This is a genomic window from Mycobacteroides immunogenum, assembly GCF_001605725.1.
Taxonomy (GTDB): domain Bacteria; phylum Actinomycetota; class Actinomycetes; order Mycobacteriales; family Mycobacteriaceae; genus Mycobacterium; species Mycobacterium immunogenum.
The window spans coordinates 2,516,210-2,527,729 of the sequence record NZ_CP011530.1; the positions used below are offsets into that span (position 1 = coordinate 2,516,210).

The following is an 11,520-nucleotide window of genomic DNA, read 5'->3' on the forward strand; positions in this document are numbered from 1 at the left end:
TTTTCCGTTGAGTTTTCTTGCGCTCGGACTAACCGCCCGCCGGGGCCTCCGCTGGCTTGGGCGGCTGCCCATCGGGAGATTCCAGCACCGGCGGTGTGGGTGCGCCCGGCATCACTGTGGGTGCGGCGGCCTCGATCGGCGCGATGCTCTGAGGAGGCTGGCCGTGTGCGTCTTCCAGTGCCGGGTTCTCGTTGCCCGCGCCGAACTGCACGCCGGTGGTGGAGGCCGGGGCGGCGGGAGTGACGCCGCCCTGAATCCCGTACCGCGTGCTCGACGAGGTCAGCACGTTGGCCAGGTGCGCGCTGTTGCCCAGCTTGCTGCCCGGAAGACCGGCGGCGCCGGCGGTCGGATCGGCGTTGGCCGCGATTCTGACTCCGCGGGCATCGACCGTGGCCGGGGCCACCGCCGGGAAGTTGTTGTAGATGTAGGTGTAGCTGCCCGGGGTGGCCGGCAGGGGCGCCGGCACGCCGGGCACGAAGGGGATGCCGGGCGGGTCGGCTGCTGCGGTCGGTGCGGTGAATCCCGCCAGGGCGAGGGCTCCGGCCACACCGGCCGCGGCGGCGGCGATCTTTTTCTTCGGCATAGGGATCTCCTCCTTAGATCTTCATCGGGTCGCCGTAGATGGCGAACTCAGTATGCGCCGACGCGGTCGAGATGCGCAGATAGACATACGAGCGAATGGTGACATCGCCACCGCAAGCATCCGCCTTGATGTGCAGATTGTCCACGTCCAGCATGGCCTTTCCGCCATCGCTGAGCGCCATGTTGGCCAAAGGCAGGTCGGTGATCACACCCGGCTGCAGGATGGTCTGCACGAACCCAGCGATACCGCCTGATCCGCCAACGCTCGCCGGATACCCCACCGATCCAGCCAGACCGCCGGTGCCACCGATCTGTAGGCCGCTGGAGACGTCGGTCTGGCATCCCAGTTGGTAGCCCGCGATGAACAGGCTGTCGGTGATAGGGGCGGCACCACCGGTGGCGATCGCTGTCGCGTCGAAGGTCACGAACGCCTCGCGCGAGTTGGAGGCCTCGGCCAAGTTGGGCACCGAGTTGATGGTCTCGTGGTCGATCCGGATCACCAGTGTCCAGCCGTCACGAGTCACCTTGGTGTACGTCTGGGGTGCCATGGCGACGGGATCGGCATGCGCCGGAGCCGTTGCCAGAGTGCAGATCGCAGTGACCAGCGCCATGACGGCGCCAACGCGCTTACGTACTGCCATGTGGATGCCTCGTTTCCCCTTGTGGATGTGAACGGTGGTGAACCAATGCCTGAAGTTTGAGAGCTATGCGGCGTCGTCGATTACGTATCGGTGTGATGGGTTCGTTATGTGAGCTGACGGAAAGATACGCCGACGCAATCGGCGCCGCAGATCACTTTTCAGGCTCTATTGCCATGAATGTGGATGACCTCATGTGTGGTATGGGAGTTCGAGGGTCACCGGTCCGCAGACGAGCATGATCATGGCGAGCGCGTTCTCGGCGTTGTGGAAGCCGTAGGCCCTGCGGATGATCAACCGGACCTTGTTGTTGAGCCCTTCGTGGCGGCCGTTGGCCAGTCCGCGCTCCACCGCGGCTTGGATGCCATCGAGGTGTTTGTTGATGGTTCGGCCGACCTTGACGAACTGCGGGATCCGGCACCGCTGCGCCCATGAGCACCATTTCCCGAGCATGTCGGTGACGGTGTCGGCGTCAAGATCCCCGGCGAACACCGCCCGCAGCGATTCCTTCAGTTCGTAGGCGCGGACCAGTGCGCCGCCCTCGCGTTTGAGCTGGGCGAGGGTGGCTTTCTGTGTGTCGGTGAGGGATTCGGGGTTCTTCAGCAGCGCCCAGCGGGCTCCCTTGTAGGTTTTGGCGATCTGCTTGTCCGACAGTTTGCGCGCGGACTGCCATACCTGACGGCGAACGTCGTCGAGGGCGTCGGTGGCTAGTTTGACGACATGGAACGGATCGAAGCAGATCACCGCCTGCGGGGCATGTGCGCGAACGGATTTCGCGAATGCCGGCCCGAGGTCCATCGACACGGCCTCGATCTTCTTCGCGCCATCGGCGGGTAGGGCCGCGGTGAAGAACGCGTCGAGAGTGGCTGCCTTCTTGCCCGGCGCACCCCACACGATTGTGCCGGTGTCGTGGTCGGACACCAAAGTCAAATACTTGTGGTGCTTGCGCCAGGAGATCTCATCGACGCCGATGTCGACCAGCCCGGCCAGCCGGTCGGGGTCCAGTTTCTCGGCCACGACGCGCGAACACATCGCCCCGACGGTGCGCCACGTGACGCGGCAGAACGTCGACACCGTCTTCTTGTCACACTTGGCGGCCAGCCAGACCGCAAGGTCCTCGAAGTCGCGGGTGAACCCCGATCCCGGCCGCGCGAACGGCACTGACTCGGCCAGGACACCGTGCTCGGGGCAGCGCAACCGACGTCGCCGCAGTTTGAGCACACATACCCGCCCACTGAGGTCCAGGTGCCGCCACGCCGAATCCACCATCCGTGTGTCGTAGCGGTGCCGGGTACGGAAATCGCAATGCGGACAGGACATCACCCGCTGTTGCGGGCGCACCCACACCGTCACCTTGTCGCCGCACTCGACGTCGCGGACCGTGGTCTTCGGCAGGTCGAGGACACGGTTGAGTAAAGTGGTCGCGCGCACGGGCAAGCTCCTTGGTACGAGGTGTAGGAGCTTTCGAACCTATGAGCTACCCGTGCGCCCAGACCACTCCGCCACGCGAGACATAGCACACCCCACCCGACCCACATTCATGGCAATAGAGCCACTTTTCACAGGTTTTTCACAGAAATTGCCGTCGGAGACAAAGCTGCTCACTTTCGGGTTTCGTTCATTGTGAGTTGATGAAGTGTTGCTGGATGCTGGCAAATAGCAAAGGACAGGCTGTCCAAATATATTGTTGTACAGGGCCAATCACCTGATGAACGGCATGTGACGAACCATCCACGCCGGGGTAAACCCGTTGTCCGGACGAGACAATTTCGTCTGTCAGACGATAGAAATTCCCGATGAGAAAATGTGGCCTACGCCATAGTAAAGCCCTGTAAAAGCTGCGTAAACGGGTGTTACGCCTGGTCGCGACCTCGGAGAATTGTGCGCACGGGGCGGCAGTGATTCGGTAGCTCGACCACCCTGCCGGGCCGGTCTATGGCCCGATCATGGAAATGGGTGCGACGCCCGCTACTTGCCGTGAGCGGAGTTGTGGTGTGATCTGGCGGTCTCGCCATGGCGCCGCGCGTCCATGGCGTCAGCGAATCCGGGCTGAATGGTCCTGCGGTCCGCCGATGGTGGATTTCGCCGAAGTGGCGTATCCCTTCGCGAATCTTCCATGTGGCGCCCATCACTTTCATGCCGCGAGATATCCGGCGTTGGCGGCGAAGACGTCGCTGATATTGGGGGAGTAGCGAAAAACAGGCATCCACCAATGCGTCGTCGCTACCAGCATGAATGCCCTGCGACCAGGGATTTAGCGGGCGGCTGCAAACCGGGCGACACCGGCGGCCGCAAGATTGCCGCCATTCATCGCAGCACATAGGCTGACTCTGTGGATGTCGAGCCGTCGGGCCTCGATGCCGAACCGGACGGTGAGCACGACTCTGGGATCCGTAAGCGCAGGCGAGGTCGTACCCGTGGACCTGTGCGGCATGACCCCGCCCTGGCTGCTGAGGGCGCCGAGTCGGCCGAGAGCGACGTCGAGCCCACTGAACCCGCATCCCTTCATATCGCGCGTGCGTCACGCACCGCCGGTAGCTGGTTTCGCAAAATGGACCGTGACCCAGCAGTCGTGGCTGCGGTACGCCGGGCGCGGCGTTCCCTTCCTGGTGATCCCTATTTTGGTGACCCGTTGTCCACCAGCGGTTTTGGCGGAGCGAGTGCGGTCGCGCGTGCGGCCGACCGACTGGTGACGGACAGGGACACCGCCGTACGTGAGTTCGGGTTCGGGGCGTTGCAGATTTGGCAGGCCTTCACGGAGAAGGTCAGCAAGCAACCGGCCAACCGGGAAGTGACCCTGGTGTTCACCGATCTTGTGGGCTTCTCAGGGTGGGCGCTTGAGGCCGGTGACGAGGCGACTCTCAAGCTGCTGCGCCGGGTGGCCGCCGTCTCCGAACCGCCGATGCTCAGCGCGGGGGGCCAGGTGGTCAAGCGTATGGGCGACGGCATCATGGCTGTCTTCGACGACCCCGTGACGGCGCTACGCGCTATCATTCCGGCCCGCGATGCACTGAAAAGTGTTGATATCCAGGGTTATACGCCGGTAATGCGGATCGGTATCCACACCGGCACACCCCAGCGTATCGGCTCGGATTGGCTGGGAGTCGACGTGAACATCGCGGCGCGAGTCATGGAGAGCGCCGCCAAGGGCGGCCTGGCCATCTCGCAACCTGCGCTGGCGAAGGTACCGCTGGTTTTTCTCGACCACATGGGTCTTACCCCCACCCCGGTACGACGCCCGCTTTTCTCCAGCAGGCCCGCCGGAGTCCCCGAGAATATGAAGATGTACCTACTTGAAACTCGTAGGGAACTGCCAGCCCCGGGAGACGACGGTCGCACCTAGACGGTGCGATCATGGGTCATGCGGAGAGTATGGGCCGCGCTAGTACGGCTGCGCGTGACGATCGGCTACGCGGCGGCCCTGGTCGTGGTCGCCGCGGTGTTGGTGGCAGAAGGCCCCCGCATGCAAGATCGGGTCGTCGCGCATGCGAGCACCAATCTGCACAATCTCCACCAGGGGCATTTGGGCACCCTCATCGGCAGTGCGTTCGTGACCGACGCCGGGCCGATCTACCTATGGCTTCCGGGGCTGATGAGCATCCTTGCGCTGGCTGAACTGCAGTGGCGTAGTGGACGATTGGCGCTCACATTTGTGTTGGGGCATATCGGAGCAACCCTCATCGTCGGTTTGGGGCTGGCTTTCGCGATTTCACTTCATTGGGCCCCTGTGTCCATCGCGCGCGCCAGTGATGTCGGAATGAGCTACGGGACGGCGGCCGTGCTCGGCGCGCTCACCTTCTCGATCCCGCCGCGATGGCGCACATCCTGGGTATGGGGGTGGATCACGGTAGGGGTCGTGTCCATTGTGTGCAATCAGACCTTCACCGAAGTCGGCCACCTGACCGCGCTGCTACTCGGGATGTTCGGGGCATGGCTGGCTCCATCGCATGCGCCGCAGTGGTCGACTCTTCGGCTGTCGTTGTTGGCTTTTGGTGGCCTCTTTGCCCTCATGCTGTTCTCGGAGGACGCGCAGACGCTGGCCGCGGCTCTGCCCGCTGGGGTGGCGGCGGTGCTGATCACACACTGGGTCAGTGAGCGGCGGCGGCCTCGTGGTCAAGTAGCCATCGCTTGATCGGGAGTCCGTAGCGAAAGCCGCCCAAGGCGCCACCGATACGAAATACCCGGTGACACGGCACAAACAACGCCGCAGCGTTCCGTGCGCAGGCGCTCGCGGCCGCACGGATGGCGGCTGGCCGCCCCGCACGGATGGCGAACTCGCTGTAGGTGATGGGTGCCTGCGGATCGACCATCCGCAGTACCTCCCAGGCGTGCATCAGGAACTCCCCGGAATGCTGGACGACAGGAATCGAGTCGATGCAGGTCAGATCGCCCACGTGATAGTCGGCGATTGCCTTGGTGACCTTTCCCAGATCAGCTTTGGGGGTGAGGGTCTGTGGTCGCAATGACGGGTGAATCAGCGCCCGGAGCAGCTCAGGAGAGTCGGTCCATCCCGATGCGAGAACGGCACCGGCAGCATCAACGATGGCGGTAAACGGACCCACCGGGGTGATCAATGTCGCGTGATCGGTCACGAATTTCCCTTCGGTTTGCGAGTGCGTGGCCGTGGCAGTGCGGTGATTCCCTTGCGCCACAGGTGCATAGAGACATAGGACCGCCATGGTGAGCCGGCGCGGGCGGCGGCCATGGGGATACCCGCGGCGTCAGCGCCGCGCCGCAGTACGAGGTCATGCTCCAACAGGACGTCGGGGTCGGCCAATTGGCGCATGACCACGTAATCGGCCGTCCACGGGCCAATTCCTTTGATATCCAAAAGTTGTCGGCGCAGATCGGCCGCGGTCAAGCCGTGATGTAGCTCCAGCTTCCCGGTCGAGACCCGCTCAGCGGCTCCCACTATTGCTGCGATGCGTGCCGATGGCCCCGTCATGACCTGCCCACCGGCGGCGGCAACCGATTCGGCCGTCGGAAAGAGGTGGGTCACTCTTCCGGTGGTGTCGGTGACGGGTTCGCCGAGGGCGGCCACCAGGGATGCGGTCGCCGTGTTGGCCGCGGCAACGGAGATCTGTTGACCGATCATGGTGCGCAACAAAAGCTCTGCACCATCGACGGTGCCGGGGACTCTGATTCCCGGCGCCTCGGCGACGAGTGGAACAAGGGCGGGATGAGATCGCAGGGCTTGGTCAACGGCCGAGGGATCGGCATCCAGGTCCAGCAGGTGCCGCAGCCGCGCCACCGAGGGGGCCAGGTCCCGCATGTCTGTCAGCTGCAGGTCCGCGCGGACCTGCTCGGTGCCCACCGTCAGTGTTGCGATGACGGGGCCATGGGGCATCCGCAGGGCGCGGGTGTAGCGCCCCTCGGAGAAGTCCTCAACACCCCGCGCGCAGTGGTGTTCCAGCAGCCAGGTCGACCACGCGACGTTATGGGGCTGTCGTAGCGGAAGTTTGAGGCTGACGGCACCAGGGATGGTCTCGGGCGCGGGTCGTTCTCTGCCGGGGAGCTCGCTGCGCAGTTTCGACGGTGTTGTTGCGAAGACCGCCGCGATCGTGTCATTGAACTGCCGGATGCTGGAAAACCCCGCTGCAAAGGCAACATCGGACATCGGCAGATCGGTCCGTTGAATCAGCAGGCGTGCGGTAGTGGCCCGATTCGCCCGGGCCAGTGCCAGGGGGCTGGCGCCGAGCTCGGCCAGCAGGACTCGGTTGAGCTGGCGGCTCGAATACCCGAGCGCGCGCGACAAGCCGTCCACGCCGTCGCGTTCGACCACTCCGTCGCCGATGAGGCGCATGGCACGGACAGCCAAATGGGACTTGATGTTCCACAGCGGAGATCCGGGTGCCGCGTCGGGCAGACAGCGTCGGCAGGCGCGGTATCCCGCGGCCTGCGCGGAGGCCGCTGTGGGGTGGAATGAAACGTTCTGGCGTTTGGGTGTGATGGCCGGGCACGATGGCCGGCAGTAGATCCCGGTAGTGCGTACCGCGGTGAAGAACTGCCCGTCGAATCGTGTGTCGCGGGACTGGACTGCCCGGTAACACGCCTCGGCGTCAAGTTCCATGACACGAGCATGCCTCTGCCCACCGGCCGACGCTAGCGGAAATCAGACATCATCGTCCGCTCCGGGCCGCCTCCCATATTCGGCCGTACCTGTCCCAGGCCAGCAAGGTGACGATCATGGATGTTGCGGTGCCCGTCGCTGCCCACAGCGGTGAACGCCGCCATGCGGCAGTAAGCGCCGACACCAGTGCCGTGCTGCCCGCGAGGCTGAGCGCGGTGAGCGCGGGATCCGAGGTGGGTCTGGACATCCAGATCTCCTCGCCGCGTATGGCCCGGGTCGCGAACGAACGATCGTCGGCGGGTGGCGGTGTCATGATCGGATTGATCGCCAGCCACACCCCGATGGGGATCGCCCAGCGCCATCGTCTGGTCCACAGCGGAACAAGCAACAGGGGTGTAGTCGCCAAGCGGGACCAAGCGCTTATCGGGTGGCAGTGTCGTTGGAAGACCCAGTGGCGTACCGCTTCGCCCTTCATACCGTCGAGATTAGGCGTGCGGCACGGCGTCCGTCCGGTATGACGGGAAGGTGGCTAACCCGCCTTACCCTATGATCGGCATCCGTGGCCGAACACACCCAGAATCCTTCGGTGGAGTCTTCAACGGAACCTTTAGCGACTGCTGTTAACGCTGCCCGCGTGGCATTTGACGGCGCCCGCAACCTTGACGACCTCGCACAGGCGAAGGTCGACCATCTGGGGGAGAAATCGCCGCTGGCGCAGGCGCGTCAAGCCCTGGGTTCGCTTCCCAAGGAGCAACGGGCCGAGGCAGGCAAGCTCGTCAACACCGCGCGCACGCAGGCGCAACAGTCGTACGACGAGAGGCTGGAAGTGCTGCGTGCCGAACGCGACGCGGCGGTACTCGTGGCAGAACGTATCGACGTCACCCTACCGACGACACGGCAGCCGCTCGGTGCGCGCCATCCCATCACGATCTTGTCCGAGCACATTGCCGACACCTTCATCGCCATGGGCTGGGAGGTGGCCGACGGTCCCGAGGTTGAGACCGAGCATTTCAACTTCGACGCGCTGAACTTTCTGCCCGATCACCCCGCGCGCAGTACACAGGACACCTTCTACATCGCCCCCGAAGACTCTCGTCAGGTGTTACGCACGCATACGTCACCGGTCCAGGTGCGGACTCTGCTGGCACGCGAATTGCCCGTCTATGTGATCTCGTTGGGTCGCGCATTCCGCACCGACGAAATCGACGCGACCCATCTGCCCGCCTTCCATCAGGTCGAAGGACTCGCGGTGGACCGGGGACTGACCATGGCCAATCTCAAGGGCACGCTCGACGCATTTGCCCGGGCGATGTTCGGCGCACAGGCGCACACCCGGATGCGGCCGCACTTCTTCCCGTTCACGGAACCCTCGGCCGAGGTCGATGTGTGGTTTGAGAACAAGAAGGGGGGCGCAGGCTGGGTCGAATGGGGTGGTTGCGGCATGGTGAACCCTAATGTCTTGCGGGCCAGCGGTATTGATCCCGAGGTATACAGCGGTTTTGCATTTGGGATGGGATTGGAGCGCACCTTGCAGTTCCGCAATGGGTTGCCGGATATGCGCGACATGATCGAGGGCGATGTCCGTTTCAGCCTTCCGTTCGGAGTGAGTGCCTGATGCGTATTCCTTACAGCTGGCTGATCGACGTCCTACGGGTAGGCGCACCGGAGTTTTCCGCCACCCCCGCCGATATCGAAGAGACCCTGATCCGAATCGGCCACGAGGTCGAAGAGGTCGTGATTCCCGGCCCGGTGAGCGGCCCGCTGGTGGTGGGGCGGGTCGCCCAGATCACCGAGCTCACTGAATTCAAGAAGCCGATCCGCTTCTGCCTGGTTGATGTGGGTGAGCCCGGGCCTCGTGAAATTGTGTGCGGGGCATCTAATTTCGCGGTGGATGACCTGGTGGTGGTCGCGCTTCCGGGCGTCACGCTGCCGGGCGATTTCACCATCGCCACGCGAAAGACCTACGGGCACACGTCCGACGGCATGATCTGTTCGACGGCCGAACTGGGCCTTGGTGCCGAATCATCGGGGATTCTGGTGTTGCCTCCGGGCACCGCGGTCCCCGGTGCCGACGCTCTCGCTGTTGTCGGGCTGGACGACGCGATCTTCGATCTGTCCATCACGCCGGATCGTGGGTACTGCCTATCGGTCCGGGGACTCGCTCGTGATCTGGCCTGTGCCTACGATCTGGACTTCGTCGATCCCGCCGCAGTACCGCCCCTCCCCGCCGATGGGCCGTCGTTGCCTGTGCATGTCGACGCCGGAACCGGCGTCAAGCGCTTTGGGCTGCGTCCGGTGATCGGGATCGACCCGGCGGCGGTCTCGCCGTGGTGGCTGCAGCGGCGATTGTTGCTCAGCGGAATCCGGGCGATCTCGCCGGCGGTCGATGCCACCAACTATGTGATGCTTGAACTCGGTCATCCGATGCATGCGCATGACAAGGCACGTGTCAGCGGTGATTTCCGGGTCCGGTTCGCGGCGCCCGGCGAAACGGTGGTCACGCTGGACGACGTGGACCGCAAGCTCGAGCCCGGCGATGTGCTGATCGCGGACGATGCCGGTGTCACCGCCATCGGCGGTGTCATGGGCGCAGGCAGCACGGAGATGCGTGCGGATTCCACGGACGTGCTGCTGGAAGCCGCGGTCTGGGACCCGGCCGCGGTGCTACGCACCCAACGGCGACTACACCTGCACAGCGAGGCCGGACGTCGCTACGAGCGCTCCGTGGATCCGGGTATATCCGTTGCGGCGCTTGACCGTTGCGCGTCTCTGCTGCGTGAGATCGCCGGCGGGACCATATCTGCTGAACTCACCGACTGGAGTGCCGCGGCCGAGGCCCGGCCGGAGATCGTGATGGCCGTCGACCTGCCCTCGCGGATCGCCGGGATCGCCTATGCCGACGGCGTGGTGGAACGCCGGCTTCGTCAGATCGGGGCCGAGGTGGTCGTCGAGGGCGACACACTGCGAGTCACGCCGCCGAGCTGGCGCCCGGACATCGCAGAGGGCGCGGACCTGGTGGAGGAGGTGCTCCGGCTCGAAGGTCTGGGCGACATCCCCTCGATACTGCCCGCGGCGCCACAAGGCGGCGGCCTCACGCCGACCCAACGCCGTCGGCGCGCGGTAGGGAAGTCGCTGGCGCTGAGCGGATACACAGAGATCTTGCCGATGCCGTTCCTCCCCGCGGGAGTGTTCGATGCCTGGGGTCTGGCCGACGACGACCCACGGCGCCGCACCACCAAGGTGCTCAACCCGCTGGAATCGGATCGGCCGGAACTGGCCAGCACCTTGTTGCCCGGAGTGCTGGAAGCTTTGTCCCGCAATATCTCCCGCGGAGCCACCGATGTCGCACTGTTCACCATCGGTCAGGTGGTACGGCCGACGGAGACCACTCGGGCGATTCCACTGCTCGACGTGAGTGACCGGCCCTCGGAGGCCGAGCTCAACGCGCTACTCGAGTCGCTGCCGGCGCAACCCGTGCATGTGGCGCTGGTGCTGGCGGGGGCGCGTGAGCCGAGCGGTCCGTGGGGCCGTGGGCGTATCGCCGATGTCACCGACGCGCTGGAGGCGGCCCGGATCATCGGCCGCGCCGCGTACGTTGATGTCTCGTTGCGTGCCGGTGAGGAATTGCCATGGCATCCGGGGCGCTGCGCCCAGATCGTGGTGGACGGCCAGGTCGTCGGGCATGCTGGGGAGCTGCATCCCGCGGTGATCGAGCGGCTCGGTCTGCCGCAGCGGACCTGCGCCCTGGAGCTCAGCCTCGATGCGCTGCCCGCTACCAATCCACTTCCGGCGCCCAGGATTTCGCCGTTCCCGGCGGTTCATCAAGATGTTTCGCTGGTGGTCGCGGCGACGGTGCCGGCCGATGCGGTCACCGGTGCGCTGCGCGAGGGCGCGGGGGAATTACTCGAAGACGTCCGGCTGGTGGAGGTCTATACGGGGCCCCAGGTTGGCGAGGGCAACAAATCGCTGAACTTCCGGCTGCGTTTCCGGGCGGCGGATCGAACCCTCACCGAAGACGAAGCCACCGCCGCGCGGGTGGCGGCGGTGGCTTCTACGGCCGAGCGCGTCGGGGCGATCCAACGCGCCTAGCGGCGTTACTGTCCTCGGCGCTGGTCCGCTTGCTCGCGGTGCTGCTCCTGGCGCTGACGATCGGCACGATCCGACATGGAAGGCTCCCTTCTCGTATTCGTTCGTTATCAACTGCCGGCGCTGTACGCCAGCTACTTCACC

10 protein-coding genes are annotated in these 11,520 nt (G+C 64.8%); 4 read left to right on the forward strand and 6 right to left on the reverse strand.

Annotation, left to right across the window (positions count from 1 at the left end; genetic code table 11):
- Nucleotides 1-28 precede the first annotated feature (28 nt).
- The 3 genes from ABG82_RS12285 to ABG82_RS12295 all read right to left on the reverse strand — a co-directional run bounded on the left by ABG82_RS12285 (nt 29) and on the right by ABG82_RS12295 (nt 2,651).
- Entirely contained in the window at nt 29-583 is a 555-nt protein-coding gene (locus tag ABG82_RS12285) for a hypothetical protein (RefSeq protein ID WP_043078608.1), read from the reverse strand.
- A 13-nt stretch (nt 584-596) separates the two neighbouring features.
- Nucleotides 597-1,193: an MspA family porin gene (locus ABG82_RS12290; protein WP_043078609.1), complete on the reverse strand. Its 597-nt coding sequence runs from the start codon at nt 1,191-1,193 to the stop codon at nt 597-599.
- A gap of 219 nt (nt 1,194-1,412) precedes the next feature.
- A complete protein-coding gene (locus ABG82_RS12295; RefSeq protein ID WP_043080596.1) occupies nt 1,413-2,651 on the reverse strand; it encodes an ISL3 family transposase in 1,239 nt (412 codons plus the stop codon).
- A 901-nt stretch (nt 2,652-3,552) separates the two neighbouring features.
- Between ABG82_RS12295 and ABG82_RS12300 the strand changes: the two genes are divergently transcribed.
- Nucleotides 3,553-4,563, forward strand: coding sequence for an adenylate/guanylate cyclase domain-containing protein (locus ABG82_RS12300; protein ID WP_043079304.1), 1,011 nt, complete (start codon nt 3,553-3,555; stop codon nt 4,561-4,563).
- Nucleotides 4,564-4,617: 54 nt separating this feature from the next.
- On the forward strand, nt 4,618-5,352 hold the full coding sequence (locus ABG82_RS12305) for a rhomboid-like protein (RefSeq protein ID WP_052511079.1): 735 nt from the start codon (nt 4,618-4,620) through the stop codon (nt 5,350-5,352).
- Here ABG82_RS12305 and ABG82_RS12310 read toward each other — a convergent pair.
- The 3 genes from ABG82_RS12310 to ABG82_RS12320 are packed head-to-tail and all read right to left on the reverse strand — an operon-like array spanning nt 5,309 to nt 7,765.
- Nucleotides 5,309-5,812 carry a methylated-DNA--[protein]-cysteine S-methyltransferase gene (locus tag ABG82_RS12310; RefSeq protein ID WP_043079302.1) on the reverse strand — a complete coding sequence of 168 codons (504 nt, stop codon included), beginning with the start codon at nt 5,810-5,812 and terminating at the stop codon, nt 5,309-5,311. The two genes, ABG82_RS12305 and ABG82_RS12310, sit on opposite strands and share 44 nt — an antisense overlap.
- Nucleotides 5,809-7,290: an Ada metal-binding domain-containing protein gene (locus ABG82_RS12315; protein ID WP_043079301.1), complete on the reverse strand. Its 1,482-nt coding sequence runs from the start codon at nt 7,288-7,290 to the stop codon at nt 5,809-5,811. Before ABG82_RS12315 ends, ABG82_RS12310 begins: the two co-directional genes overlap by 4 nt.
- 49 nt (nt 7,291-7,339) lie before the next feature.
- A complete protein-coding gene (locus ABG82_RS12320) occupies nt 7,340-7,765 on the reverse strand; it encodes a DUF6653 family protein (RefSeq protein WP_109475905.1) in 426 nt (141 codons plus the stop codon).
- 84 nt (nt 7,766-7,849) lie between these two features.
- On the opposite strand from ABG82_RS12320, the gene pheS reads away from it, so the two are divergent.
- Together pheS and pheT are read left to right on the forward strand one after the other, a co-directional pair.
- Complete coding sequence (gene pheS / locus ABG82_RS12325; protein WP_043079300.1) at nt 7,850-8,905, forward strand: phenylalanine--tRNA ligase subunit alpha; 1,056 nt, start codon at nt 7,850-7,852, stop codon at nt 8,903-8,905.
- The gene (gene pheT, locus ABG82_RS12330) at nt 8,905-11,379 is read left to right on the forward strand and encodes a phenylalanine--tRNA ligase subunit beta (protein ID WP_043079299.1); all 2,475 of its coding nucleotides are present in this window, start codon (nt 8,905-8,907) and stop codon (nt 11,377-11,379) included. The genes pheS and pheT overlap by 1 nt, the downstream gene beginning before the upstream one ends.
- Nucleotides 11,380-11,520 lie beyond the last annotated feature (141 nt).

Excerpts from the sequence above, each read along its gene's own strand:
- ABG82_RS12285 (WP_043078608.1), bottom strand. The coding sequence starts at position 583 with ATGCCGAAGAAAAAGATCGCCGCCGCCGCGGCCGGTGTGGCCGGAGCC.
- ABG82_RS12290 (WP_043078609.1), bottom strand. The coding sequence starts at position 1,193 with ATGGCGCTGGTCACTGCGATCTGCACTCTGGCAACGGCTCCGGCGCAT.
- ABG82_RS12315 (WP_043079301.1), bottom strand. The coding sequence starts at position 7,290 with ATGGAACTTGACGCCGAGGCGTGTTACCGGGCAGTCCAGTCCCGCGAC.
- ABG82_RS12320 (WP_109475905.1), bottom strand. The coding sequence starts at position 7,765 with ATGAAGGGCGAAGCGGTACGCCACTGGGTCTTCCAACGACACTGCCAC.
- pheT (WP_043079299.1), top strand. The coding sequence starts at position 8,905 with ATGCGTATTCCTTACAGCTGGCTGATCGACGTCCTACGGGTAGGCGCA.